This is a genomic window from Mycobacterium sp. 3-98 (assembly GCF_035918355.1).
Classification (GTDB): Bacteria; Actinomycetota; Actinomycetes; order Mycobacteriales; family Mycobacteriaceae; genus Mycobacterium; species Mycobacterium intracellulare.
Genome location: NZ_CP142360.1, coordinates 3,552,328 through 3,577,739, shown reverse-complemented (window position 1 = coordinate 3,577,739; position 25,412 = coordinate 3,552,328). Strand labels below are relative to the sequence as shown.

At 69.4% G+C, this 25,412-nt stretch carries 22 protein-coding genes; 12 read left to right on the top strand and 10 right to left on the bottom strand.

The genetic code is table 11. The annotated features are described in order from the left end of the window. Window positions 1–31 precede the first annotated feature (31 nt). Window positions 32–367: a heme-binding protein gene (locus tag QGN30_RS16860; protein WP_009953566.1), complete on the top strand. Its 336-nt coding sequence runs from the start codon at window positions 32–34 to the stop codon at window positions 365–367. Between the two features lie 10 nt (window positions 368–377). Here the strand turns inward: QGN30_RS16860 and QGN30_RS16855 are convergent, their stop codons facing one another. Together QGN30_RS16855 and panB are read right to left on the bottom strand one after the other, a co-directional pair. Then, window positions 378–1,586, bottom strand: a complete 1,209-nt coding sequence (locus QGN30_RS16855; protein ID WP_196233651.1) for a 1,4-beta-xylanase — start codon at window positions 1,584–1,586, stop codon at window positions 378–380. 187 nt (window positions 1,587–1,773) lie between these two features. Next, the gene (gene panB / locus QGN30_RS16850) at window positions 1,774–2,619 is read right to left on the bottom strand and encodes a 3-methyl-2-oxobutanoate hydroxymethyltransferase (protein WP_008255960.1); all 846 of its coding nucleotides are present in this window, start codon (window positions 2,617–2,619) and stop codon (window positions 1,774–1,776) included. 189 nt (window positions 2,620–2,808) lie between these two features. On the opposite strand from panB, the gene QGN30_RS16845 reads away from it, so the two are divergent. From QGN30_RS16845 to QGN30_RS16820, 6 genes are all read left to right on the top strand, one after another. Then, window positions 2,809–4,365, top strand: coding sequence for an alpha/beta hydrolase (locus tag QGN30_RS16845; protein WP_008255962.1), 1,557 nt, complete (start codon window positions 2,809–2,811; stop codon window positions 4,363–4,365). A 137-nt stretch (window positions 4,366–4,502) separates the two neighbouring features. Beyond that, window positions 4,503–6,065, top strand: a complete 1,563-nt coding sequence (locus QGN30_RS16840; RefSeq protein ID WP_201405952.1) for an alpha/beta hydrolase — start codon at window positions 4,503–4,505, stop codon at window positions 6,063–6,065. Window positions 6,066–6,146: 81 nt separating this feature from the next. Further along, on the top strand, window positions 6,147–7,487 hold the full coding sequence (glnA, locus tag QGN30_RS16835) for a type I glutamate--ammonia ligase (RefSeq protein ID WP_008255967.1): 1,341 nt from the start codon (window positions 6,147–6,149) through the stop codon (window positions 7,485–7,487). A 50-nt stretch (window positions 7,488–7,537) separates the two neighbouring features. Next, complete coding sequence (locus QGN30_RS16830; RefSeq protein ID WP_095763157.1) at window positions 7,538–10,522, top strand: bifunctional [glutamine synthetase] adenylyltransferase/[glutamine synthetase]-adenylyl-L-tyrosine phosphorylase; 2,985 nt, start codon at window positions 7,538–7,540, stop codon at window positions 10,520–10,522. Next, window positions 10,519–11,163 carry a PaaI family thioesterase gene (locus QGN30_RS16825; RefSeq protein WP_014382371.1) on the top strand — a complete coding sequence of 215 codons (645 nt, stop codon included), beginning with the start codon at window positions 10,519–10,521 and terminating at the stop codon, window positions 11,161–11,163. Before QGN30_RS16830 ends, QGN30_RS16825 begins: the two co-directional genes overlap by 4 nt. Beyond that, the gene (locus tag QGN30_RS16820) at window positions 11,160–12,020 is read left to right on the top strand and encodes a TIGR03619 family F420-dependent LLM class oxidoreductase (RefSeq protein WP_014379943.1); all 861 of its coding nucleotides are present in this window, start codon (window positions 11,160–11,162) and stop codon (window positions 12,018–12,020) included. Before QGN30_RS16825 ends, QGN30_RS16820 begins: the two co-directional genes overlap by 4 nt. Window positions 12,021–12,043: 23 nt before the next feature. Here the strand turns inward: QGN30_RS16820 and QGN30_RS16815 are convergent, their stop codons facing one another. Next, a complete protein-coding gene (locus tag QGN30_RS16815; RefSeq protein WP_008255975.1) occupies window positions 12,044–12,487 on the bottom strand; it encodes a MarR family winged helix-turn-helix transcriptional regulator in 444 nt (147 codons plus the stop codon). A gap of 342 nt (window positions 12,488–12,829) precedes the next feature. On the opposite strand from QGN30_RS16815, the gene QGN30_RS16810 reads away from it, so the two are divergent. Then, on the top strand, window positions 12,830–13,462 hold the full coding sequence (locus tag QGN30_RS16810) for an NAD(P)-dependent oxidoreductase (RefSeq protein ID WP_038536007.1): 633 nt from the start codon (window positions 12,830–12,832) through the stop codon (window positions 13,460–13,462). 130 nt (window positions 13,463–13,592) lie between these two features. On the opposite strand, the gene glnA (QGN30_RS16805) is transcribed toward QGN30_RS16810, so the two are convergent. Then, on the bottom strand, window positions 13,593–15,029 hold the full coding sequence (gene glnA / locus QGN30_RS16805) for a type I glutamate--ammonia ligase (protein ID WP_008256020.1): 1,437 nt from the start codon (window positions 15,027–15,029) through the stop codon (window positions 13,593–13,595). 244 nt (window positions 15,030–15,273) lie between these two features. On the opposite strand from glnA (QGN30_RS16805), the gene QGN30_RS16800 reads away from it, so the two are divergent. Beyond that, window positions 15,274–15,696: an RDD family protein gene (locus QGN30_RS16800; protein ID WP_038536009.1), complete on the top strand. Its 423-nt coding sequence runs from the start codon at window positions 15,274–15,276 to the stop codon at window positions 15,694–15,696. A 23-nt stretch (window positions 15,697–15,719) separates the two neighbouring features. Here the strand turns inward: QGN30_RS16800 and QGN30_RS16795 are convergent, their stop codons facing one another. The 5 genes from QGN30_RS16795 to sucB are packed head-to-tail and all read right to left on the bottom strand — an operon-like array spanning window position 15,720 to window position 20,902. Beyond that, window positions 15,720–16,472: a DUF4191 domain-containing protein gene (locus tag QGN30_RS16795; RefSeq protein WP_008256022.1), complete on the bottom strand. Its 753-nt coding sequence runs from the start codon at window positions 16,470–16,472 to the stop codon at window positions 15,720–15,722. Window positions 16,473–16,500: 28 nt separating this feature from the next. Continuing rightward, the gene (gene lipA / locus QGN30_RS16790; RefSeq protein WP_038536011.1) at window positions 16,501–17,442 is read right to left on the bottom strand and encodes a lipoyl synthase; all 942 of its coding nucleotides are present in this window, start codon (window positions 17,440–17,442) and stop codon (window positions 16,501–16,503) included. Continuing rightward, a complete protein-coding gene (gene lipB, locus QGN30_RS16785) occupies window positions 17,439–18,140 on the bottom strand; it encodes a lipoyl(octanoyl) transferase LipB (RefSeq protein ID WP_038536013.1) in 702 nt (233 codons plus the stop codon). Before lipB ends, lipA begins: the two co-directional genes overlap by 4 nt. Before the next feature lie 48 nt (window positions 18,141–18,188). Further along, a complete protein-coding gene (locus QGN30_RS16780; protein WP_038536015.1) occupies window positions 18,189–19,106 on the bottom strand; it encodes a TIGR01777 family oxidoreductase in 918 nt (305 codons plus the stop codon). Window positions 19,107–19,114: 8 nt separating this feature from the next. After that, window positions 19,115–20,902, bottom strand: coding sequence for a 2-oxoglutarate dehydrogenase, E2 component, dihydrolipoamide succinyltransferase (gene sucB / locus QGN30_RS16775; RefSeq protein WP_038536017.1), 1,788 nt, complete (start codon window positions 20,900–20,902; stop codon window positions 19,115–19,117). A gap of 195 nt (window positions 20,903–21,097) precedes the next feature. Between sucB and QGN30_RS16770 the strand changes: the two genes are divergently transcribed. Continuing rightward, window positions 21,098–22,876 (top strand): SDR family oxidoreductase, encoded by a 1,779-nt coding sequence (locus tag QGN30_RS16770; protein WP_038536019.1) that lies wholly within the window; start codon window positions 21,098–21,100, stop codon window positions 22,874–22,876. Window positions 22,877–22,881: 5 nt separating this feature from the next. Here QGN30_RS16770 and QGN30_RS16765 read toward each other — a convergent pair whose 3' ends face one another. After that, the gene (locus QGN30_RS16765) at window positions 22,882–23,223 is read right to left on the bottom strand and encodes a hypothetical protein (RefSeq protein ID WP_008256029.1); all 342 of its coding nucleotides are present in this window, start codon (window positions 23,221–23,223) and stop codon (window positions 22,882–22,884) included. Window positions 23,224–23,364: 141 nt separating this feature from the next. Here QGN30_RS16765 and QGN30_RS16760 point away from each other — a divergent pair, with 141 nt between their 5' ends. Together QGN30_RS16760 and QGN30_RS16755 are read left to right on the top strand one after the other, a co-directional pair. Further along, window positions 23,365–23,814: an SRPBCC family protein gene (locus tag QGN30_RS16760; RefSeq protein ID WP_008256037.1), complete on the top strand. Its 450-nt coding sequence runs from the start codon at window positions 23,365–23,367 to the stop codon at window positions 23,812–23,814. Then, complete coding sequence (locus QGN30_RS16755) at window positions 23,811–25,406, top strand: phytoene desaturase family protein (RefSeq protein WP_038536024.1); 1,596 nt, start codon at window positions 23,811–23,813, stop codon at window positions 25,404–25,406. The genes QGN30_RS16760 and QGN30_RS16755 overlap by 4 nt, the downstream gene beginning before the upstream one ends. Window positions 25,407–25,412 lie beyond the last annotated feature (6 nt).

Below are 25,412 nucleotides of genomic sequence, written 5' to 3'. Positions count from 1 at the left end.
TCGCCCGACGGCCCGGGCCGTTGCCGGCGGGATGGCGGCTTGCGCGGCCACTGTGGCAATGCTTTTCGCGACGGCGGGTTGGGCCGCCGCGGACGTGCCGGCCGACGAGCCGGAGCCGGCGCCCGCGTCGCAACCCAATTGCACGGCGGCCGACCTGGCCCAGGTGTCCTCGGGCGTCGCCGCGGCCACGTCGGCGTACCTGTTCACGCACCCCGACGTCAACGACTACTTCACCAGCTTGAAGGGCCAGCCGCGCAGCGACATGCGTGATCAGTTGAAGCAGTACATGGACGCCAACCCGCAGACCCACGCCGACCTCGAGGGCATTCGCCAGCCGCTCACCGACTTCCAGAATCGGTGCCGCTGACGCCTGCGGGTCAGCCGGCCGGCGGCGGCCGCAGATGCATCGCCAGGTCGCTCAACTCGAGGATCGTCTCAATCTCGGTGTCGCGGAACGGCCGTCCGTCGGGACCGAGCAAGTCGTGAAACCATTCCTGCGGCATCGCCGGATCCGGGTTCGGGTGGTCCCAGGAGTCCCAGGGAAAGAACGTCTGGGTTTTGCCGGCGACGAATCCCCAGTTGAACGCGCCGACGCCGGCGCGCTTCGCGATCGGCAGGATGTTTTGCACCGTGCTGCCCAGCGGCCGGGCCATGTACTCGGTGCACAGGATCGGGCGCCCCAGCGGGACGAGCTCGGCGATGCGCCTCTCGAACGCCGCCGGCTCGCCGTAGCAGTGGAAGGTGATGACGTCGGAGTTGTCGAGCTGGATCCCGGCGATGACGCTGCGGCGCGCCGGGTCGGCCCACTCGCCGTGCCACACGCCGCTCGTCAAGGGCTGGCGGGGATCGACCAACCGCGCCCACTCGAACACCTGGGGCAGCAGGTTGGCGACCAGGTCGAGCTTGTCCTTGCGCTCCACTGAGGCGTAGGTGTCCGCGGGGTTGTCCGGCTCGTTCCACAGGTCCCAGCCCAAAATGCGGTCGTCATTGCGGAATTGGGTCAGGATCCCGGTGACATAACCGCGCAGGGTGCGGACGTAGCCGCGGTCGCCGAGGCGCTCGGCGCCCGGGCTCTGCACCCAGCCGGAGTTGTGGATGCCGGGTCGCGGCGCGGGCTGCGGACCCGGGCGCGGGAACGGATCCCAACACGAATCGAACAGCACGAACAGGGGTTTGATGCCGTGGCGGGCCGCGATGTCGACAAACCGCGCGAGCCGGCCCTGGAACCCGCGGTGGTCCTGCGCCCAGAGCAGATCGTGCAAAAAGACCCGCACCGCGTTGAACCCGTTGGACTGGGCCCAGCCCAGTTCGGTGTCGATGCGCCCGGGATCGAAGGTATCGGCCTGGAACATCTCCAGCTGGTTGATGGCATTGGACGTGATGTAGTTGGCGCCCACCGGCCAGCCCTGCGCTTGATACCAGCGGTTGGCGCGCTCGGGTGACCATCGGCTTGCCTGCGGCGAGGTGCGCGGCGGCTGCGCGGACGCGTGCGGTGTGCGGGCCAAAACGATGCCTCCTGCCACTAGCAGCGGGAACTTCAGCACCGTTCGACGGTGTACGAAGCCACCACGGTCCCCCCGGTCGATGTGGTCCACCTTTGCTCTTTTGAGTCCGGATCGTCTCTTAACAACGATCGTACATGCCTGCCACACAACGTTTTTCGGCACTTTCGTTGTGACCGGGGTAACGTGGTGGTCAACGAGGCGGGACCCTCAGCGCGGTGGTCCCGGCGCGCAGCAGGACGTGCCGTGAATCGTGCGGTGGCGCGCCGGATCAGAAGCAGTGTTCGTCGGCGGGGAAAACCCCACCGGCCACCTCTTGCGCATATTGCGTTGCGGCGCGGCGCAATTCCCCGCCGATGTCGGCGAAGCGCTTGACGAAGCGGGCGGCCTTGCCGCTGCTCATGCCGGCCATGTCCTGCCAGACCAGGACCTGGCCGTCGCAGTTCGGTCCGGCCCCGATCCCGATGGTCGGAATGGTCAGCTTGCCGGTGATCTGGGTGGCCAGCTCGGCCGGCACCATCTCCATCACCACGGAGAACGCCCCGGCCTCGGCGACGGCGATCGCGTCCGCGACGGTCTGTTCGGCCGCGTCGCCGCGGCCCTGGACCCGGAAGCCGCCGAGGCTGTTCACGCTCTGCGGGGTGAACCCGATGTGCGCCATCACGGGGATGCCGGCGGCGGTCAGGCAGGCGATCTGCTCGGCGACCCGCTCGCCGCCCTCGAGCTTCACCGCGTGCGCGCCGCCCTCCTTCATGAACCGCGTGGCGGCGGCCAGCGCGGCGGCGGGCCCGGCCTCGTAGCTGCCGAACGGCAGGTCCGCGACGACCATGGCGTGCTGGGCGCCGCGCACCACGCCGCGGACCAACGGGATCAGTTCGTCGACCGACACCGGCACGGTGGTGTCGTAGCCGTAGACGACGTTGGCCGCCGAGTCGCCGACCAGCAGGACCGGGATGCCCGCCTCGTCGAAAATGCGGGCGGTCGAATAGTCGTAGGCCGTGAGCATCGCCCACTTGTGCCCCTCGGCCTTCCACTTCTGCAGGTGGTGGGTGCGGATCTTGGTGAGCGGCTGCGCGGGCGCAGGCGAGTTGGCACCGTAAACGTTGTGCTCAGACATCATTGTCCCTAGTGGGTGGTCGGGTCGATCCTCGTGGCCCAAAGCGGGTCCCCGGGTTCGTCTGACGGTGTCATTCTGCCATTTCTTCGGCGCGGTTGAAACGGCGCGACAGTGTGAGACAGGCCATGCTCCGCGCGCGGCGGTGCCGCTGATCAGGATCTCAGGTTTCCTCTGGCAGCATATGTTGGCATGGGTTTGACTCGCCGAGGCACGCGCGCGCGCACGCTGCTGATCTGGACGTCGGTCGCTGCCGTCGCGCTGCTGGTGGCGGGCTGCGCGCGCGTGGTGGTGGGGCGCGCCGTCATGTCCGAACCCAAGCTGGGCCAGGCGGTGGAGTGGACGCCGTGCCGGGCCGCGAACCCGAAGGTCAAGCTGCCGGCCGGCGCGTTGTGCGGCAAGCTCGCGGTTCCGGTCGACTACGACAACCTCGACGGCGACGACGCCACGCTGGCGATGATCCGTTTTCCCGCGACCGGCGACAAGATCGGTTCGTTGGTGATCAACCCCGGCGGGCCGGGGGAGTCCGGCATTGAAGCGGCGTTGGGCGTCGTCCAGTCGCTGCCGAAGCGGGTCCGCGAACGGTTCGATTTGGTCGGCTTCGATCCCCGCGGGGTGGGCGCGTCGCGCCCCGCGGTCTGGTGCAACTCCGACGCCGACAACGACCGGCTGCGCACCGAGCCCAACGTCGACTACAGCCCGGCCGGCGTGGCCCACATCGAGGACGAGACCAAGCAGTTCGTCGGCCGCTGCGTCGACAAGATGGGCAAGGGCTTCCTGGCCAACATCGGGACGGTCAACGTCGCCAGGGACCTCGACGCCATCCGGGCCGCGCTCGGCGACGACAAGCTGACCTACCTCGGCTATTCCTATGGCACCCGGATCGGCTCGGCGTACGCCGAGGCCTTCCCGAACAAGGTGCGGGCGATGATCCTCGACGGGGCCGTCGACCCCAACGCCGATCCCATCGAGGCCGACCTGCGGCAGGCCAAGGGATTCCAGGACGCGTTCAACAACTACGCCGCCGACTGCGCGAAGCAACCGAGCTGCCCGCTGGGCACCGACCCGGCCAAGGCCGTCGACGTCTACCACAGCCTCGTCGACCCGATGGTCGACCCCAACAACCCCATGATCGGCCGGCCGGTCCCGACCAACGACCCGCGCGGGCTGAGCTACAGCGACGCCATCGTCGGCACCATCATGGCGCTGTACTCACCGAACCTGTGGCACCACCTGACCGACGGCCTGTCCGAACTCGTCGACCACCACGGCGACACCCTGCTCGCCCTGGCCGACATGTACATGCGCCGCGACGCCCACGGCCACTACACCAACGCCACCGACGCGCGGGTGGCGGTCAACTGCGTCGACCAGCCGCCGATCACCGACCGCGCCAAGGTGATTGACGAAGACCGCCGCTCCCGGGAGATCGCACCGTTCATGAGTTACGGCCAGTTCACCGGCAACGCGCCGCTGGGCACCTGCGCGTTCTGGCCGGTACCGCCGACGAGCAAGCCGCACACCATTTCCGCGCCCGGCCTGGCGCCCACGGTGGTGGTGTCGACCACGCACGACCCGGCGACCCCCTACAAGGCCGGCGTGGACCTGGCCGACCAGCTGCGCAGCTCGCTGCTGACCTACGACGGAACCCAGCACACCGTCGTCTTCCAGGGCGACAGCTGCATCGACAACTACGTGACGGCCTATCTGGTCGGCGGCACCACGCCGCCCAGCGGCGCCAAGTGCTGACGCCGAACGTGCACTCCCGGCGGGATTTTCGTCGATTCGTCGCCGTGCGTGCACGCTCGGCGGCGACGCGAGCCGGTTGAGAGCCGAGACCAAGGCGTAATCGTTTCGCGCTGCCACGGGTACCCGCGGCTGCAACGATGACTGCCATGTCGCGCCTGAGACCCTTGAGCTCGGCGCTGCTTTCGTTCGGTCTGGTGCTCGGTGGTTCCGCCGCGCTGCCGGTGGCCGGCGCCACGCCCGAGCCCGGTGCCGGGCAGACCCCGGCCCCGAACCCGCCGGCGGCGGCGGTGCCGCAGGGCTGGGGGAGCTGCGACCAATTCGTCTCGGACACAAGCGATATCCCCGCCGCGCGATGCACCACGGTGTCGGTCCCGATCGACTACAACAACCCCGGGGGCGCCCAGGCCAAACTGGCGGTCATCCGCGTGCCCGCGACCGGACAACGGATGGGGTCGTTGCTGGTCAATCCCGGCGGTCCCGGCGGCTCGGCGGTCGACATGGTGGCCGCGATGGCGCCGGACCTGGAGAACTCGCCCGTGCGGCGCAACTTCGACCTGGTCGGCTTCGACCCGCGCGGGGTGGGCCACTCCACTCCGTCGCTGCGCTGCCGCACCGACGCCGAGTTCGACGCGTACCGGCGCGAACCGATGGTCGACTACAGCCCGGCCGGTGTCGCGCACATCGAGCAGCTTTACCGGCAGCTGGCCCAGCAATGCGTCAACCGGATGGGCAGCGCGTTTCTGGCCAACGCGGGCACCGCGTCCGTCGCGCGTGACATGGACGCGGTGCGCCAGGCGCTGGGCGACGAACAGATCAACTACCTGGGATACAGCTACGGCACCGAGCTGGGCACCGCCTACCTGGAGAAGTTCGGCAACCACGTGCGGGCGATGGTGCTCGACGGCGCCATCGACCCGACCGTCGGCCCGATCGACGAGAACGTCAACCAAATGGCCGGATTCCAAACGGCTTTCAACGACTACGCCACCGACTGTGCGCGCTCGCCTGGCTGCCCGCTGGGCACCGACCCGTCCCAATTCGTCGCGCGCTACCACGCCCTGGTCGACCCGCTGGCCACCAAGCCCGCCCGCACCGCGGACCCCCGCGGGCTGAGCTACGCCGACGCGACCACCGGCACCATCAACGCGCTCTACACCCCGACGCACTGGAAATACCTGACCAGCGGCCTGCTCGGCCTGGCGCGCGGCACCGACGCCGGCGACCTGCTGCTGCTCGCCGACGACTATCAGGGACGCGGCCGCGACGGGCACTACTCCAACGACCAGGACGCGTTCAACGCGATCCGCTGCGTCGATGCCCCGAACCCGACGGACCAGGCCAGCTGGGTGACCGCGGATCAGCGGATCCGCCAGGCCGCGCCCTTCCTCAGCTACGGGCCGTTCACCGGAAACGCTCCCCGCGATTTGTGCGCGCTCTGGCCGGTGCCGCCGACGTCGGCGCCGCACGCCGCGCCGGCCATGGCGCCGGGCAAGGTCGTCGTCGTCTCCACCACGCACGACCCGGCGACCCCGTATCAGGCCGGGGTGAACCTGGCGCGCCAGCTGGGTGGCCCGCTGATCACCTACGACGGCACGCAGCACACCGCGGTGTTCAACGGCGACCAATGCGTGGACAACGCCGTGGTGCGCTACCTGGTCGCGGGCACGCCGCCGCCGGCCGCCTACACCTGCCGGTCCTGACCAGCCTGCCGCGGCCATCGCAACGGTTCTGAGCGGGCATCGGTAACACAGAATTAACAGCCGTTGCATACTGTTCGAGTTATGGATCGTCAGAAGGAATTCGTGCTGCGCACGCTCGAGGAACGAGACATCCGCTTCGTTCGGCTGTGGTTCACCGATGTGCTCGGCTTCCTCAAGTCGGTCGCCATCGCCCCGGCCGAACTCGAGGGCGCCTTCGAGGAGGGCATCGGCTTCGACGGATCCTCGATCGAGGGCTTCTCGCGGGTCTCGGAGTCCGACACCGTGGCCAACCCCGACCCGTCCACCTTCCAGGTGCTGCCGTGGGCGTCGCCCAACGGTCACCACCACTCGGCGCGGATGTTCTGCGACATCACGATGCCGGACGGCTCGCCGTCCTGGGCGGACCCGCGGCACGTGCTGCGCCGCCAGCTGCAGAAGGCCAACGACCTGGGCTTTTCCTGCTACGTGCATCCCGAGATCGAATTCTTCCTGCTCAAGGCCGGCGCCGACGACGGGACGCCGCCGGTCCCGGTCGACAACGCCGGCTACTTCGACCAGGCGATCCACGACTCCGCCTCGAACTTCCGCCGCCACGCGATCGAGGCGCTGGAGTTCATGGGCATCTCGGTGGAATTCAGCCACCACGAGGGCGCGCCCGGACAGCAGGAGATCGACCTGCGCTTCGCCGACGCGCTGTCGATGGCCGACAACGTGATGACGTTCCGCTACGTCATCAAGGAGGTGGCGATCGAGAACGGCGCCCGCGCGTCCTTCATGCCCAAGCCGTTCGGGCAGCACCCAGGCTCCGCGATGCACACCCACATGAGCCTGTTCGAGGGCGACGTCAACGCGTTCCACAGCCCCGACGACCCGCTGCAGCTCTCCGATGTGGGCAAGTCCTTCATCGCCGGGGTCCTCGAGCACGCCTCGGAGATCAGCGCCGTCACCAACCAATGGGTCAACTCCTACAAGCGACTGGTGGGCGGCGGCGAGGCGCCGACCGCCGCGTCCTGGGGCGCGGCCAACCGCTCCGCGCTGGTGCGGGTGCCCATGTACACCCCGCACAAGACGTCGTCGCGGCGCGTCGAGGTCCGCAGCCCCGACTCGGCCTGCAACCCGTACCTGACGTTCGCCGTGCTGCTGGCCGCCGGGCTGCGCGGGGTGGAGAAGGGCTACGTGCTGGGGCCGCAGGCCGAGGACAACGTGTGGGACCTGACCCCCGCCGAGCGCCAGGCGATGGGATACCGCGAGCTGCCCACCAGCCTGGACAGCGCGCTGCGTGCCATGGAGTCCTCCGAGCTGGTTGCGGAAACCTTGGGGGAGCACGTCTTTGACTTCTTCCTGCGCAACAAGCGCACCGAGTGGGCGAACTACCGCAGCCACGTCACCCCGTACGAACTGAGCACCTACCTGTCGCTGTAGCGGTTTCATGCGCCGCCCGCGCCTGAAGATCGGCGGGTTGCGATACCGTCGTGGTCGTGACCAAACCCGCGACGCAGCGCCCCCGGCTGCCCAGCGTGGGCCGGCTCGGGTTGGTCGATCCGCAAGCGGCCGAACGCATAGCGCAACTGGGCTGGCACGACCACGACGACCAGGCCCACGTCGACCTGCTGTGGTCGCTGTCGCGCGCCGCGGACCCCGACGCCGCCCTGCTCGCCCTGGTGCGGCTGGCCGAGAACAAGGACACCGGGTGGGACGAGCTCAACGCCGCCCTGCTCACCGAGCGCCCCCTGCGCGGGCGCCTGTTCGGTGTGCTCGGCGCGTCGCTGGCCCTCGGGGATCACCTGATCGCCCAGCCGCAGTCCTGGAAACTCTTGCGCGGCAACGTCACCCTGCCCACCCACGACCAGCTGCGCACGAAGTTCACCGAGTGCGTCGAGGAGGCGCTGGCCGACCCCGGTTCGGCGATGGTGCGCCTGCGCACCCTGTATCGCGATCAGCTGCTGGTGCTGGCCGGGCTGGACCTGGCCGCCACGGTCGAGGACGAGCCGGTGGTGCCGTTCACCGTGGTGGCCGCGCACCTGTCGGACCTGGCCGACGCCGCGCTGGCCGCCGCGTTGCGGGTGGCCGAGAGCACCGTGTGCGGCGACAAGACGCCGCCGCGGCTGGCGGTCATCGCGATGGGCAAATGCGGTGCCCGCGAACTGAACTACGTCAGCGACGTCGACGTCATCTTCGTCGCCGAGCACGCCGACACCCTCACCACCCGGGTGGCTAGCGAGATGATGCGGCTGGCCTCCGAGGCGTTCTTTCAGGTCGACGCCGGCTTGCGGCCGGAGGGCCGCAGCGGCGAGCTGGTGCGCACCGTCGAGTCGCACATCGCCTACTACCAGCGGTGGGCGAAAACCTGGGAGTTCCAGGCGCTGCTGAAGGCGCGCGCGGCGGTGGGCGACGCGGAGCTCGGACAGCGCTACCTGGACGCGCTGATGCCGATGGTCTGGGTCGCCTGCGAGCGCGAGGACTTCGTGGTCGAGGTGCAGGCGATGCGGCGGCGGGTCGAGCAGCTGGTGCCCGCCGAGGTCCGCGGCCGCGAGATCAAGCTCGGCAGCGGCGGGCTGCGCGACGTCGAATTCGCCGTGCAGCTCCTGCAGTTGGTGCACGGGCGCAGCGACGAGTCGCTGCACGTGGCGTCGACGGTGGACGCGCTGACCGCGCTCGGCCAGGGCGGCTACATCGGGCGCGAGGACGCCGCGAACCTCACCGCCTCCTACGAGTTCCTCCGCCTGCTCGAGCACCGGCTGCAGCTGCAGCGGCTCAAGCGCACCCACCTGCTGCCCGAGCCCGACGACGAGGAGGCGGTGCGCTGGCTGGCGCGGGCCGCCCATATCCGGCCCGACGGCCGCCACGACGCGGCCGGGGTGCTGCGCGAGGAGCTGCGGCACCAGAACCTGCGGGTGTCGCAGCTGCACGCGAAGCTCTTCTACCAACCGCTGCTGGAATCGATCGGCCCGGCCGGGCTGGAGATCGCGCACGGCATGACCTCCGAGGCCGCCGAGCGTCAGCTGGCCGCCCTGGGCTACGAGGGCCCGCAGTCCGCTTTGAAGCACATGTCGGCGCTGGTCAACCTGAGCGGGCGGCGCGGCCGGGTGCAGTCGGTGCTGCTGCCCAGGCTGCTGAACTGGATGTCGTACACGCCCGACCCCGACGGCGGGTTGCTGGCCTACCGGCGGCTGTCCGAGGCGCTGTCCGGGGAAAGCTGGTATCTGGCCACCCTGCGCGACAAGCCCGCCGTCGCCCGCCGGCTCATGCACGTGCTGGGGACCTCGGCGTACGTGCCGGACCTGTTGATGCGCGCGCCCCGGGTCATCCAGGACTACGGCGACGGGCCGAGCGGCCCGCACCTGCTCGAGACCGAGCCCGCCGCGGTGGCCCGCGCGCTGGTGGCCTCGGCCGCCCGCTATTCCGACCCGGTGCGGGCGATCGCCGGGGCGCGCACCCTGCGGCGCCGCGAGCTGGCCCGGGTGGCGTCGGCCGACCTGCTCGGCATGCTCGAGGTCGTCGACGTGTGCAAGGCGCTGACCTCGGTGTGGGTGGCCGTGCTGCAGGCCGCGCTGGACGCGATGATCCGGACCAACCTTCCCGCGGACGGTAAGGCGCCGGCGGCCATCGCCGTCATCGGCATGGGCCGGCTGGGCGGCGCCGAACTGGGCTACGGCTCGGACGCCGACGTGATGTTCGTGTGCGAACCGGCTTCTGGCGTCGAGGATTCCGTCGCCGTGCGCTGGGCGACGACGGTCGCCGAGCAGGTCCGGACGCTGCTGGGAACGCCCAGCGTCGACCCGCCGCTGGAGGTCGACGCCAACCTGCGGCCCGAGGGCCGCAACGGTCCGCTGGTGCGCACCCTGGCCTCCTACGCCGCCTACTACGGGCAGTGGGCGCAGCCGTGGGAGGTCCAGGCGCTGCTGCGCGCGCACGCGGTCGCCGGCGACGCGGAGCTGGGGCAGCGGTTCCTGCTGATGGCCGACAAGACGCGCTATCCACCCGACGGGATGTCGTCGGAGGCGATGCGCGAGATCCGCCGCATCAAGGCCCGCGTCGACGCCGAGCGGCTGCCGCGCGGCGCCGACCCGAACACGCATACCAAGCTGGGCCGCGGGGGACTCGCCGACATCGAATGGACCGTGCAGCTGCTGCAGCTGCGGCACGCCCACGAGATCCCCGCGCTGCACACCACGTCGACGCTGGCGTGCCTGGACGCGATCGCCGAGGCCGACCTGGTGCCCGCCGACGAGGTGGAGCTGCTGCGGCAGGCCTGGCTGACGGCCACCCGGGCCCGCAACGCGCTGGTGCTGGTCCGGGGTAAGCCCACCGACCAGCTGCCGGGCCACGGACGCCAGCTGAACGCGGTCGCCGTCGCCGCGGGCTGGCCGACCGACGAGGGCGGCGAATTCTTGGACAATTATTTACGGGTGACGCGACGCGCAAAGGCCGTCGTGCGCAAGGTGTTTGGAAGTTGAGTCAGGAGGCCGGCGCGTTGGACGCCATATTCGAGGTGCTCAGCGCGACGGAAGCCGATCGCGTGACCGCGCTGTATGCGCCGTTGGCCGATGCGGTCCGCGGGCTCGTCGACGCGACCATCCGCACCGAGGCCGACGACGACGTCGTCGCCGAGGCCCGGCGGGCGATCGAGGCCGTCACCGCATCGCTGCGGGAACGCACCCGCCCGATCGGGGTGAGCTACCGCGTCGACGGCCGCCCGCTGCCGTTGGGCAACGCCGCGATCGGCGTGTGCAACCCCATCGCCCCGCCGATCGTCGTGCATCACGAGGGCGACGGGCGCTGCTGGAGCGAGTTCGTTCTCGGCTCGGCCTACGAGGGCCCGCCCAAGCTGGTGCACGGGGGCGTCAGCGCCCTGGTGCTCGACCACATGCTCGGCGAGGCGGCCAGCGAGGGCCTGTCAAAGGCGCGGTTCACCGGGACCATCACCGTGAAGTATCTGCGTGGCACGCCGCTGGGCCCGCTTCGTTGTGAGGCGTGGGTCGACGGCAAGGAGGGCCGCAAAGTCTTTGCGCGCGGCACCATTTCGGATTCCAATGGCGTCACCGTCGAGGCCGACGGCGTCTTCATCGAGCCGGCGTGGGCGGCGGAGGAGCAGTGAAGTTCTACATCAGCAGCGCCTTTTTGAACACCCGCGAAATCATCGAGCTGGCCAAGGCCGCCGACGAACTCGGCTACGACGGGATCGGCATTCCCGACCACGTCGTCAACCTCGAGACGCTGGACACGCCGTACCCGTACACCAAGGATGGGGAACGGCGCTGGCAGCCCTTCACCGACTGGCCCGACCCGTGGGTGCTCGTCGGCGCGCTCGCCCAGGTCACCACGCGGTTGCGCTTCGTCAACACCGTCTACATTCCCGCGATGCGCAACCCGTATTCGGCGGCGAAAGCCATTGGCACCGCGGCGGTTTTGGCGTCGGGCCGGGTGGAGCTGGGCATCGGCGTGGGCTGGTGCCGCGAGGAATTCGCGTTGATGGGTGAGCGATTCGAGGCCCGTGGCAAACGCACCGACGAAATGATCGAGCTGATGCGGGCGCTGTGGTCGCCGGGCTGGACGGAGTTCGAGGGTGAGTTCTATACCGCGCCGCGCCTCGAGATGCAGCCCACCCCGCCGCCGATCCCGGTGTACGTCGGGGGACTCAGCGAGATCGCGCTGCGCCGCGCCGCCCGCAACGACGGCTGGATCGGGGATCTGATCAACACCGAGCGGGCGCTCGATGCCATCGGCCGGCTGCGGGAGATGCGGGCCGAAAAGGGTTTGTCCATGGACGATTTCACTGTGTTGACCCCGCTGACCGACGCGTTCACCACCGCCGACTATCGGCGCGCGGAGGCCGGCGGCATCACCGGGATCATCACGATGCCGTGGATGTTCTACGCCGGGCCCGATGCCAGCCTCGACGACAAGATCGACGGCATGCAGCGCTTCCGGAAGGACCTGTCACTCGACGGGTAGGAGACACCTGCTTTGCGGCGGGTTTACCGTGCGTAGGGGTCGGTGATCTCGCGGAGCTGATCCAAGATCTGCTGCAGCAGTGTGAAGTTGCGGGTACCCAGGTAGGCCTTCCACTCCGAGTGGATCTCGTCGAGAGTTGCCGTGGCTACCGCGACCGCGCGCCGGCCACGTTGCTCGATGACGATCAGTCGGGCGCGGCCATCCGCGGGGTCGGGGACCCGGCGGACATAGCCCAAGCGTTCGAGTTGATCGACCAGGACGCCCGCGCTCTGCTTGCTCATTTGCGCCTGTTCGGCGAGGTCTGTGAGGCGCGAACCGTCCGGGGCGATGCGCTGGAACACGCGGCACTGGGCAAGGGTCCAGTCGTCGAATCCGGCATCCTGGAGCGCCCGGAAAATCCGGTCCTCGGTGTACCGGTACGGGATGAACAACGACACCCCTAGGTCAATCCGCTGCTCGTCGTTCATGCTGCCCTCGGCTCCATCGCCCACGTGGTCCAACGAAATTCACACCCTACGTCCACCGCTACTGCGCTCGGCGGCCCTGCATCACCTGGGTGACTTGCTACCTGCCGCTGTTGCGGGCATGGCCTCCGACCATCAGAGTAGTAAATATCATTGACCACCATAGACGTCGGGCTTGGTCCTAATCTGTTACGGATTCTTGACATTAGCCGAGAGCATAGACGATAGTAGTCAACATTCCTGACGATTTACCCCGGCGATGGAGGGGCGGCTACCGCGATGCGGGCCCCGCTCACCATCCCGCCCTTTCATCCGTTTCATCCGTTCTAGAGAAAGCGAAATATTGTGAAGTTTCTTGTCCTTGGAGCAACCGGCCGCACCGGCCGTCTCTTCGTCACGAAGGCCCTCGACCAGGGTCACCAGGTCACCGCCCTCGTTCGGCGGGCCGACGCCACCGTTGACCCGCGTGCCCACGTCGTCGGCGGCGACGTCACCGACGCCGCCGTCATGGCAACAGCAGCCCGAGGGCACGACGCGGTCATCAGCGCACTCGGAGTCAAAAACGTCCGCCAAACCCCGACGCTGATCACGGACACTGTCCGCGCCGTCATCGCGTCCGCCAAAACATCGGGTGTTGACCGGTTTGTGATCGTGTCCGCATTCGGAGTCGGCGACTCCCTGGCCAAGGCATCGTTTCTCGCCGGCCTGATATTTCGCACGGCGCTGCGCAAGAAGTACGAAGACAAAGCTGCGTCCGAAGTGCTCTTGAAAGCTAGCGGGCTGAAATGGACCCTCGAATACCCCGGGGCATTGAACGACGGGGTCGGCGGCCGTTACACCGCGAGGGCGCTCGATGACGTCACGACGTTGCCGATGCTCCCCTCAACCTCTCGCGGAAACGTCGCCGACTTTCTCCTCCACTCCGCCTTAGAGGACACGTTCATCCGTCAGGTCGTCGTCGTCACCGACGCCAAATAGGTCGCCGCAGCGGGAGCTGCCCAAGGGGCAGGTTTCGGCGGCGGAACTCGCCGCGGATGCAGTCGCGGCGGCCGAAAACGAAACCACCCGCGCGGCAACCGAACCGCGCGGGTGGTTTCGTCAAGCGTCCTTAAACGTCGTAGTACAGCGCGAATTCGTAGGGGTGCGGCCGGATCTGGACCGGCAGGATCTCGTTCTCGCGCTTGAAGTTGATCCACGTCTCGATGAGGTCGGGCGTGAAAACGCCGCCCTCGGTGAGGTATTCGTGGTCTTCTTCCAGCCGGTCGATCACCGCGGACAGCTGCGTGGGCGCCTGCGGGATGTTGGCGGCCTCTTCGGGCGGCAGCTCGTAGAGGTCCTTGTCGACCGGGGCCTGCGGCTCGATCTTGTTCTTGATGCCGTCCAGGCCGGCCATCAGCATGGCCGAGAACGCCAGGTACGGGTTGCCCGAGGAGTCGGGGCAACGGAACTCGAGGCGCTTGGCCTTCGGGTTGGTGCCGGTGATCGGGATCCGGACACAGGCCGAGCGGTTGCGCTGGCTGTAGACCAGGTTGATCGGGGCCTCGTAGCCGGGAACCAGACGCTTGTAGGAGTTCACGGTGGGGTTGGTGAACGCCAGCAGCGACGGGGCGTGGTGCAGTAGGCCGCCGATGTAGTGGCGGGCGGTGTCCGACAGGCCGGCGTAACCGGTCTCGTCGTACATCAGCGGGCTGCCGTCCTTCCACAGCGACTGGTGGGTGTGCATGCCGGAGCCGTTGTCACCGAACAGCGGCTTGGGCATAAACGTGACGGTCTTGCCGTGCTGCCAGGCCGTGTTCTTGACGATGTACTTGTAGAGCATCATGTCGTCGGCCGCGTGCAGCAGCGTGTTGAACTTGTAGTTGATCTCGGCCTGGCCGCCGGTGCCCACCTCGTGGTGACCCTTTTCCAGGCTGAAGCCGGCGGTGATCAGGTTGGACAGCATCTTGTCGCGCAGGTCGACGTAGTGGTCGACGGGGGCGACGGGGAAGTAGCCGCCCTTGGGGCGGACCTTGTAGCCGCGGTTGGGGCTGCCGTCGAGCTCGTTGGGCGAGCCGGTGTTCCACCAGCCCGAGATCGCGTCGATCTCGTAGAACGAGCCGTTGGTGCGCGAATCGAAGCTCACCGAGTCGAAGATGTAGAACTCGGCCTCGGCGCCGAAGTACGCGGTGTCGGCAACGCCGGTGCTGATCAGGTAGTTCTCGGCCTTACGGGCGATGTTGCGGGGGTCGCGCGAGTACGGCTCGAGGGTGAAGGGGTCGTGCACGAAGAAGTTCAGGTTCAGGGTCTTGGCTTCGCGGAACAGGTCGATCTGCGCCGTCGCGGGGTCGGGCAGGAGCAACATGTCCGATTCGTGAATGGACTGGAATCCGCGAATGGACGAGCCGTCGAATGCCAAGCCGTCCTCAAAAACGCTCTCGTCGAAAAACGAAATCGGAATGGTGAAGTGCTGCATGATGCCGGGCAAATCACAGAACCGCACGTCGACAAACTCGACGTTCTCGTCCTTCGCGAGTTTGAAGACGTCGTCGGGCGTCTTTTCCGTCACAGAGTGCTCCTTTACTTGGTGAGATCCGCGGCCTGACGCTAGGGAGCAGATGTTGCCCGTCAGTCAACCCGATGTTGCGCGCACGTTACGTGACCATGCCACACGCAAAAAGTGGCCGCTTTGGCGGCGGGTTCTATTGTGGGGCCATGGATCGCAAGATCGTATCTTTTCTGGTGGCAGAGCGCACCGTCCGCCCACCGTTCCGGACCCGGCCGTCGGTTTATTCGGACCCCGGTCCGCGGCGATGATGCCGGAATCGCGATCCGCCTACCCCGGTGAAAAGCTGGGATTGCCCGAGAGCGGGCCGGGCTCGCTGGCGCGGATGGGACGACGGCTGGGCGCGCTGACCATCGACTGGCTCATCGCGTTGGGCCTGGCGGCGCTGGCCATGCGGCTCGGGTGGTTACCCGAAGGGGCGCTGGCGACCGCCGAGCTGGTGATCTGGTTCGTGCTGGGCGTGGTCTCGGTGCGACTGTTCGGCTTCACGCCCGGCCAGCTGGCGCTGGGTCTGCAGGTGGTGACGGTGGACGGGCGCGGGCTGGTCGGCACGGGCCGCGCGGTGGTGCGCGGCCTCCTCGTCGGCACCGTGGTCCCGGCGCTGTTCACCGACTGGGACGGTCGCGGGCTGCAGGATCGGCTGACCGCGACGGCCGTGGTACGGCGCTGAGCGCCGAGTTCGACCCGCTGCGATTACTTGCGGCGCACCGTGCGCTGCACGCCGCGCATCTTGCCGGCGTTGGGCAGCGGACCCTTGGGCATGACGGCGGCCCCGGCCCGCGTCCCCAACGCGGCCAACCGGGACTCCAGCGTGTCCATCTGCTTGACGGTGATGTTGGCCGGCAACCGGGTGAGATGGCGCTCCAGCTTGGCCAGGGGCACCTCGTCCTCGCCGTTGCCGACGATGATGTCGTAGATCGGCACGTCCCCGATCAGGCGGGCGGTGCGCTTCTTCTCCTGCGCCAGCAACGGGCGCACCCGGGTCGCCGAGCCCTCGCCGACCAGGATCACGCCGGGACGGCCGATGACCCGGTGCACGGCGTCCAAGTGGCCGGTCGCGGCCACGCCCGGGGTCACCCGCCACTTGCCGCGCAGGTTGTCCAATGCCCATGCGGCCGCCCCGGTTTGGCCTTCGGCCTTGCGGTAGACGGACTTCTGGGCGCGGCGCCCGAAGACGATGAACGCGACCAGCGCGCCCAGCACCACGCCGAGCGGGATCAAGGTGATCATCGTCAGCCCGCCGGCCCAGAGCCCGACGCCCACCGAGACGCCCACGATCAGCACGAAGGCGCCGATCATGTACGGCAGCAGGCGCTTGTCCTCCTGGCGTTGCAGGTTGAACGCCTGCCACAACTGGGTGCGGCGCTCCCGCGCGGCGGCCTTGCGGGCGGCCTGCGCCTGCGCTCGGGCGGCCTTGTTCTCAGCGGCAGTGCGGGATTTAGCCATAGTCAAAGAATACGTAGCGCCCCGACGGTCACCGTGCCGCGGCGTCCGAGGCGCGGGCGGCGGCCGCTTGCTGATACAGCCGCCCCGCGCGATACGACGAGCGCACCAGCGGCCCCGACAGCACCCCGGAGAACCCCAGCTGCTCGGCGTGCTGCGCGAACTCGACGAATTCCTCCGGCTTCACCCACCGCTCGACGGGGTGATGCCGCGCCGAGGGCCGCAGGTACTGGGTGATGGTGATGATGTCGCAGCCGGCGTGACGCAGGTCGGCCAGGGCGGTGCGCACCTCGTCGGGGGTCTCGCCGAGGCCGAGGATGAGGTTGCTCTTGGTGACCAGCCCGGCGTCACGCGCCGCGGTGAGCACGTCCAGGCTGCGCTGGTAGGTGAAGGCCGGCCGGATGCGCTTGAAGATCCGCGGCACGGTTTCGACGTTGTGCGCCAACACTTCCGGGCGCGACTCGAACACCTCGGCCAGGCGGGCGGGCTCGCCGTTGAAGTCGGGGATCAACAGCTCGACGCCGGTCGACGGGTTGAGTTCCTTGATGGCGCGCACCGTCTCGGCGTAGAGCCACGCGCCGCCGTCGGGCAGGTCGTCGCGGGCCACCCCGGTGACCGTGGCGTAGCGCAGCCCCATCGTGCGCACGCTGTCGGCCACCCGCCGGGGCTCGTCGCGGTCCAGCTCGGCGGGCTTGCCGGTGTCGATCTGGCAGAAGTCGCAGCGACGGGTGCACTGGTCACCGCCGATCAGGAAGGTCGCCTCGCGGTCCTCCCAGCACTCGAAGATGTTGGGACACCCGGCCTCTTCGCAGACCGTGTGCAGGCCCTCGCGCCGGACCAGGCTCTTGAGCTCGGTGTATTCCGGGCCCATCCGGGCCCGCACCCTGATCCACGGCGGCTTGCGCTCGATCGGGGTTTCGGCGTTGCGCACCTCCAGGCGCAGCAGTTTGCGTCCCTCGGGTGCGACAGTCACATCGCTGATGCTACGCGCGCGGCGCTGTCGTGCTCGCGCACCGGCAGCACCCCGTCCAGGGCGTCGCAGACGGCATCGGCGACGCTCGTGCGGATGTCGTCGACGCTCACCGGGCGGCGCAGCTCGGCGGACAACGACGTCACCCCGGCGTCGCTGATGCCGCACGGCACGATGGCGTTGAAGGCGCCCAGGTCGCAGTCGCAGTTGAGCGCGAACCCGTGCAGGGTGGTGGCGCGCGACACCCGCACGCCGATCGCGGCGACCTTGCGGTCGGGCCGGCCGTCGGTGCCCGGCACCCACACCCCGGACCGGCCCGGGACGCGGACCGTGTCCAGGCCCAGGTCGGCGCAGACCTTGATCAGCGCTTCCTCGAGCCGCCGCACGTAGTTGACCACGTCGAGCGGTTCGGCCAGGCCGATGATCGGATACCCGACCAGCTGACCGGGACCGTGCCAGGTGATCTTGCCGCCGCGATCGGTGTCGACGACGGGGGTGCCGTCGGCCGGGCGTTCGTGCGGCTCGGTGCGCCGTCCCGCGGTGTAGACCGCCGGGTGCTCGAGCAACAGCAACGTGTCGGCGCCGCCCGCGGCCCGGGCGTCGGCCAGGTCGCGCTGCTGTTGCCAGGCCACGCGGTAGTCGACGGTTCCGAGCTGGCGGACGTCGATCAGGGACCGGCTGGACCGGATGGAATCGATCACCTTCGCGACGGTACTCGGCCCGCGCGCGCCAGGGTGACGCACGTGCCGCTAGTCGTGGTCGCGCCGGGCGGTGGCGTAGCCGAGCGCCTCACCAATCGTGTTGTGGTGGAACAGAAAACCGGCGCGCTCGAGCGCCGACGGGATGGCCCGCTGGCCCGTCAGCAGGCCTTCGTCGGCGAACTCCCCGAGCGCGGCCCGCACGGCGAACCCGGGCAGCATCAACGGCGTCGGACGGTTGACCGCCCGCCCGAACGCGGTGGTGAACTCGGCGTTGGTGACCGGCGCGGGCCCGGTCATGTTCACCGGCCCCGACAGCGCGGTGTTCGATATCGCGAACAGCAGCGCGCGCACTTCGTCCTCCAGCGTGATCCACGACATGTACTGCCGACCACTGCCCAGCCGGGCCCCGAGGCCCGTGCGGAACAGCGGCCGCAACCGCCCCAGCGCGCCACCGGCGGGGGAGAACACCAGCCCGGTGCGGGCCAGCACCACGCGGGCGCCGCCGTATTGGGCCGGCAGCGTGGCGGCCTCCCAGTCCTCGCACAGCCGGGCCAGGAAACCGCTTCCGGCGCGGTCGTTTTCGTCGACAACGCGGTCCTTGGTGTTTCCGTAGAAACCCACCGCGCTGGCGTTGACCAGGGTTGCCACCCCGGCGTCGGCGACCGCGTGCGCCAGGACTTCGGTGGGGGCGATGCGGCTGTCGCGCAGGGCCTGCTTGAAGGCGCCCGACCAGCGGCGCTTGCCGATGTTGACGCCGCACAGGTTGACGACGGCGTCGACGTCGCCCAGCGTGTCGGGGTCGAGGTCGCCGCTCTCGGGGTTCCAGTGCACCTCGTCGGCGTTGCTCGGCGCGCGACGTACGATGCGCAGCACGCGGTGGTCGGCGGCCCGCAGGGCCGCGGTGAGGGCGGAGCCGATCAGCCCGGACGACCCTGCGACCGCGACGACGAACTTTTGACCAGCCACGTTCGCGCTCAGAGCCCGAGGTCGGCCTCGAACGCTCCCTCTTCGAGCCGGTGCTTGATGGTGGTCAGGAACCGCCCGGCGTCCGCGCCGTCGATCAGCCGGTGGTCATAGGTCAGCGGCAGGTAGCAGATCGAGCGGACACCGATCGATTCGTTGCCGAATTCGTCGACGATCACCCGGGGGCGTTTGACGATGGCGCCGGTGCCCAGCATCGCGGCCTGCGGCGGGACCAGGATCGGGGTGTCGAACAGCGCCCCCTGGCTGCCGATGTTGGTGATCGTGAACGTGCCGCCCGAGAGCTCGTCGGGTTTCAGGTTGCCCGAGCGGGCGCGCGCGGCGATGTCGGCGATTGCCCTGGCCAGCCCGGCCAGCGACAGGTCGCCGGCGTTGTGCACGACGGGGGAGAGCAGTCCCTGTTCGGTGTCGACCGCGAAGCCGAGGTGCTCGGCGTCGAAGTAGGTGATCTCCTTGGTTTCCTCGTTGTAGCTCGCGTTCACGTTCGGGTGGATCTTGAGGGCGTCGATCACCGCGCGGGCGATGAACGGCAGGAAGGTCAGGTTGACGCCTTCGCGTTCGGCGAACGCCGCCTTGGCCCTGGCCCGCAACCCGACCAGCCTGGTCATGTCGACCTCGTGGGTCTGGGTGAGTTGGGCTGTGGCCTGCAGGGATTCGCGCGTCTTGTTGGCGGTGATCTGACGGATCCGGCTGGCCTTCTGGGTGGTGCCGCGCAGGTGCGCCAGCGCCGGTGCCGGGGTGGGCGCGGGAGCGGCCTTGCGGGCCTCGCCGGCAGCGGGGGTGGGAGTAGCGGCGGCGGCGGGCGCCTTGTCGGCCTGCTGCTTGCGCTCGGCGGCCGCCAGCACGTCTTGCTTGCGGATGCGGCCGCCCACTCCGGTGCCGGTGACCGATCTGAGGTCGATGTTGTTCTCGGCGGCCAGTTTTCGCACCAGCGGCGTCACATAGGGGGTGCCGTCGCCGCTTGCGTCCGCCGGCTGGGCCTGTGCGGGTTGGGCTTTCGGCTCGGGTGCCGCCTTCGGTTGCGGTGCGGGGGCCGGCGTCGGTTCGGGCTTCGGCTGCGCCTGGGGCTGGGGCTGTGGTTGTGGTTGTGGCGCGGGTTCCGGCTTGGGTTCGGCCTTGGGCGCGGGCGGCGGCTGCGGCGCGGCGGGGGCGGCGGCCTCGGAACCGCTGCCGATGCGGGCCAGCTCGCCGCCAACGGGCACGGTGGCGTCTTCCTCGGCGGTGATGCTGATCAGCACACCGGCCACCGGCGACGGGATCTCGGTGTCCACCTTGTCGGTGGACACCTCGACAAGCGCGTCGTCGACCTGGACCGAATCGCCGACCTTCTTTAGCCAGCGGGTCACGGTGCCCTCGGTCACCGACTCACCCAGTTCGGGCATCAGCACCGGGGTGGCGTCGCCGCCGCCGGAGCTCTGCTGGGCCGGCTGCGGCTCGGGCTGGGCCTGGGGCTGCGGCTCGGGCTCGGGTTGCGCCTCGGGCTGGGTGGGGGGCGCCGACTGCGCCTGCGGCTCTTGCTGGCTCGGCGCCTGGGATCCGCCGTCCTCGTCGCCGATCACGGCCAGCTCGCCGCCGACCTCGACGGTGTCGTCTTCCTGGGCGACGATCTTGGTCAGCACACCCGCGGCCGGCGACGGGATTTCGGTGTCGACCTTGTCGGTCGACACCTCGACGAGCGGCTCGTCGAGTTCGACCGTGTCGCCTTCCTGCTTGAGCCAGCGGGTGACCGTCCCCTCGGTGACGCTCTCACCGAGTGCCGGCATCTGGACGGAGAAGGCCATCTTTTCTGACTCCTCGATCGCTCGTGGGTCGGGGCGGGTCGTGCAGCTCGCTTGTGGAAGGCGAAGTAGCAATCCAAAACTATCCTGTCACTGCGGCCGCGCCGCCACGCAGCCAGGGCAGATACCGCGCGCTGGCCGGGTGACCCCGATCACGCTTGCTACCGTGTGGCCACGGCAGCCAGAGCGGGAGGTCCGATGCCGCCATCACAACAACTACCCCGGCATTTCGTCGACAGCGCGGACGGCGCGCGCATCGCCGTCTACGAAGAGGGCAACCCCGAGGGCCCCACCGTGGTGCTGGTGCACGGCTTTCCCGACTCGCACGTGCTGTGGGACGGGGTCGTGCCGCTGCTGGCCGAGCGGTTCCGGATCATCCGCTACGACAACCGCGGCGTCGGCCTGTCCTCGGTGCCCAAGCCGGTATCGGCCTACAGCATGGATCGCTTCGCCGACGACTTCGCGGCGGTGACCGGCGAGCTGAGCCCGGGCGCGCCCGTGCATGTGCTGGCCCACGACTGGGGCTCGGTGGGGGTGTGGCACTACCTCAAGCGCCCCGGCGCGGGTGACCGGGTGGCCACGTTCACGTCGGTGTCCGGACCCGCTCAGGACCAACTGGTCGACTACATCTTCACGGGCCTGCGCGCGCCGTGGCGTCCGCGTACTTTCCTCCGGGCGCTCAGCCAGGCGCTGCGGTTCACGTACATGCTGCTGTTCTCGATCCCGGTGCTGGCGCCGTTGTTCCTGCGGCTGACGCTGTCGGTGCCGGCGCTGCGCCGCAACGCGGTCGACAACATTCCCGTCGAGCAGATCCATCATTCCGACAAGCTCGCGCGCGACGCCGCCCAGTCCGTGAAAACCTATCCCGCCAACTACTTTCGCTCGTTCTCCGGTCGCAAGGGCGGCGTCGCGGTCATCGACGTGCCGGTGCAGCTGATCGTCAACACCAGGGACAAGTACGTGCGGCCGTACGGGTACGACCACACCCCGCGCTTCGTGCCGCGGCTGTGGCGCCGCGACATCCGGGCCGGTCACTTCTCCCCGATGTCGCACCCGCAGGTGATGGCGGCGGCGGTGCACGACTTCGCCGACCTGACCGAGGGCAAGCAGCCCAGCCGCGCCCTGTTGCGCGCGCAAATCGGGCGCCCGCGCGGATCGTTCGGCGACACCCTGGTGTCGGTCACCGGCGCCGGCAGCGGCATCGGGCGCGAGACCGCGTTCGCGTTCGCGCGCGAGGGCGCCGAGGTGGTGATCAGCGACATCGACGAGGCGGCCGTCAAGGCCACCGCCGCCGAGATCGCCACCCGCGGCGGCGTCGCGCACGCCTACGTGCTCGACGTGTCCGACGCGCAGGCGGTGGAGGCGTTCGCCGCGCGGGTCAGCGCCGAGCACGGCGTACCCGACATCGTGGTCAACAACGCCGGCATCGGGCAGGCGGGCGGGTTCCTGGACACCCCGGCCGAGCAGTTCGACCGGGTGCTCGACGTCAACCTCGGCGGGGTGGTCAACGGCTGCCGCTCGTTCGGGCGGCGGATGGTGGAGCGCGGCACCGGCGGCCACATCGTCAACGTGTCGTCGATGGCCGCCTACGCCCCGCTGCAGTCGCTGAGCGCGTACTGCACGTCGAAGGCGGCCACCTACATGTTCTCGGACTGCCTGCGCGCCGAACTCGACACCGCCGGCGTCGGCCTGACCACGATCTGTCCCGGCGTCATCGACACGAACATCATCAAGACCACCCGCTTCGACGCGCCCGCGGGAAAGCTGGCCGAGGCCGTCGACGGGCGCCGCGGGCAGCTGGGCACGATGTTCGCGCTGCGGCGCTACGGCCCCGACAAGGTCGCCAACGCGATCCTGTCGTCGGTCAGGAAGAAGAAACCGATCCGCCCGGTCGCGCCGGAAGCCTATGCGCTGTACGGACTTTCGCGGGTGGCGCCGCAGGGTCTGCGCAACGCCGCGCGGATGCGGGTGATCTGAGGCGATTACGGGCCCGTGGCCGCGCCGCGGCGCCCGGTCAGCAGGGTGGCGCCGATCGCGATGACGCCGAGCACGGCCAGCGGGATGGCCCACGCCCGGCGGCCACCCACCGACGACTGGCACTGCGCGACAAAGTCGGTGTGCGGGACGATCTGGTTGAGGATCGGGATATTCGCGCCATTGCTGTTGTTCGCGCTTCTGGCCTCGGAGAGATCCGTCGCGACGGCGTTGCCGCACCCCACCGAGTGGCCATTGCTGTCGGTGACCGACACCGGCGCCAACAAACCGATGACCCCGGCCAGCAACAGCACCGCGCCCACACCGATGATCAACCGTCGCGCCGTCATGGTCCGCCTTTCTCGCCATTTCCTGCCGGGGATTACGACCGCTTGCAGATTAACCGGAGCGAAGCGCCGATAAACCCGGACGGATACAGCGCCCGTGGGTGGGTATCCCGCCGCAGTAGTCACGAGCGGAAAGGATGTGCGGTGATCACTGCGACGCGAGAGGTGCCCGTCCCGTGCGAGCGGGTGTGGGAGGTGCTTGCGCAGGGCTGGACCTACACCCAGTGGGTGGTCGGCAACAGCCGCATGCGCGCCGTGGATCCGAACTGGCCGGAGGCCGGCTCCTCGATCAGGCATTCCATCGGGATCTGGCCGCTGGTGATCGACGACGCCACCATCGTGGAGGAAAGCGAACCGCCGCACAGGCTGGTCTTGTGCGCCCGCCTGGGGCCGATGGGCGCCGCGCGGATCACGATGCTGCTGCACGAGATTCCGCAGGGGTGCCGGATCGAAATGATCGAGGTGCCGGTCGAGGGCCCGATGAGCCTCGTTCCCGATTCGGTCGCGTTGGCCGCGGCCTACCCGCGTAACAAGGAGTGCCTGTTGCGGCTGGCGGCACTAGCGGAACGTCTGGAGCCGAGCCAGGTGAAGTGACCGTGCACGACGCTGCCGACGCGGTCGTCATCGGTGCCGGGCACCACGGGCTGGTTGCCGCCGCGATGCTGGCCGACGCGGGGTGGGACGTGCTGGTGCTGGAGGCCCAGCCGGAGCCCGGCGGCGCGGTGCGCAGCGCCGAGTTGACCCCGGGCTACGTCACCGACCTGTTCAGCTCGTACTACCCGATGACGGTGGCTTCACCCGCGATCGCCGCACTGCGGCTCGAGGATCACGGCCTGCGATGGTCACACGCGCCCGCGGTGGTGGGCCACCCCCGCGGCGGCGCCGACGACGACCCGCCCATCATCTACCGCGACCCGGCTCGCACCGCCGCGGAATTCGCGCGCCGCGAGCCCGCCGACGGCGAAAACTGGTGGCGCGTCGTGAAGTTGTGGGAGCGCATCAAGGCGCCCCTGCTCGACGCCATGCTGGCGCCGTTCCCACCCGTGCGCCCGCTGCTGCGGCTGCTGGCCGAACTCGGTACGTCGGAAGCGATCCGGGTCGCGCGCCTGCTGGTGCAGCCGGCCAACACCATGGCGAGCGAGCTGTTCGCCGGGGAGGCACCGCGAGTCTTGTTGTTGGGCAACGCCATGCACGCCGACGCCCCGCCCGATGCGCCGATCAGTGGCGCCATGGGCTTTTTGATGACGATGCTGGCCCAGGACTGCGGCTGGCCGGTGCCGGTCGGCGGGTCGGGTCAGCTGACGGCCGCGCTGGTCAGCCGTGCCCGCTCCGCCGGCGCGCGAATCGAGTGCAACGAGAACGTTTCTCGCATCGAGGTGCGGGGCGGCCGGGCGGTCGCGGTGACGACGGCCGGGGGGCGCACGGTGCGGGCGCGTCGGGCGGTAGTGGCCGACGTGACGGCGCCGCGACTGTTCTGCGACATGCTGCCCGCCGACGCGGTGCCGCCCAAGGTGCGGCGCGACCTCGAGCACTTCGCGTGGGATCCGCCGGTGGTCAAGGTGAATTATGCGCTGCGCGAGCCGGTTCCGTGGCGGGCGCAACGGCTGCGCGGGGTGGGCACCGTGCACCTCGGGGCCGACGGCGACGGGCTGGTGCGCTGGATGGCCGACCTGAACACCAAGACGGTGCCCGATCATCCGTTCATGTTGCTGGGGCAGACCACCACCGCCGACCCCACCCGGTCGCCGCCGGGCACCGAAAGTGTGTGGGCGTACACGCATTTGCCCCGCAATGTCGCCGACGACTCCTCTGCCGAGCGCCTCGCCGGCTCGGTTGACCGGGTCATCGAGGAGCATGCGCCCGGCTTCGGCGCGGCGGTGATCGACCGGTTCGTGCAGCGCCCGTCGGACCTGGAGGCCAGCGACGCCAACCTGCACCTGGGCGCGCTCAACGGTGGTACCGCGCAGCTTCAGCAGATGCTGATCTTTCGACCGGCGGCCGGGATGGGCCGGGCCGAAACCCCGGTCGAGGGGCTGTATCTGGGCAGCGCGTCGGCCACCCCGGGCGGTTCGGTGCACGGCGCCTGCGGTCGCAACGCGGCCAACGCCGCGCTGGCCGCCGGCGGGGTCAGCGGCTGGCCACGGCGCAGGCTGACCCGCGCCGCGATGTCGCTGCTGACGAAATAATCTGTG

Bases quoted from the DNA above. Each gene is read 5' to 3' on its own strand.
- QGN30_RS16840 (WP_201405952.1), top strand. From the start codon at position 4,503: ATGACTGCCATGTCGCGCCTGAGACCCTTGAGCTCGGCGCTGCTTTCG.
- sucB (WP_038536017.1), bottom strand. From the start codon at position 20,902: ATGGCCTTCTCCGTCCAGATGCCGGCACTCGGTGAGAGCGTCACCGAG.
- panB (WP_008255960.1), bottom strand. From the start codon at position 2,619: ATGTCTGAGCACAACGTTTACGGTGCCAACTCGCCTGCGCCCGCGCAG.
- QGN30_RS16795 (WP_008256022.1), bottom strand. From the start codon at position 16,472: ATGGCTAAATCCCGCACTGCCGCTGAGAACAAGGCCGCCCGAGCGCAG.
- glnA (WP_008255967.1), top strand. From the start codon at position 6,147: ATGGATCGTCAGAAGGAATTCGTGCTGCGCACGCTCGAGGAACGAGAC.
- QGN30_RS16770 (WP_038536019.1), top strand. From the start codon at position 21,098: ATGCCGCCATCACAACAACTACCCCGGCATTTCGTCGACAGCGCGGAC.
- QGN30_RS16845 (WP_008255962.1), top strand. From the start codon at position 2,809: ATGGGTTTGACTCGCCGAGGCACGCGCGCGCGCACGCTGCTGATCTGG.
- QGN30_RS16765 (WP_008256029.1), bottom strand. From the start codon at position 23,223: ATGACGGCGCGACGGTTGATCATCGGTGTGGGCGCGGTGCTGTTGCTG.
- QGN30_RS16860 (WP_009953566.1), top strand. From the start codon at position 32: ATGGCGGCTTGCGCGGCCACTGTGGCAATGCTTTTCGCGACGGCGGGT.
- QGN30_RS16815 (WP_008255975.1), bottom strand. From the start codon at position 12,487: ATGAACGACGAGCAGCGGATTGACCTAGGGGTGTCGTTGTTCATCCCG.
- QGN30_RS16800 (WP_038536009.1), top strand. From the start codon at position 15,274: ATGATGCCGGAATCGCGATCCGCCTACCCCGGTGAAAAGCTGGGATTG.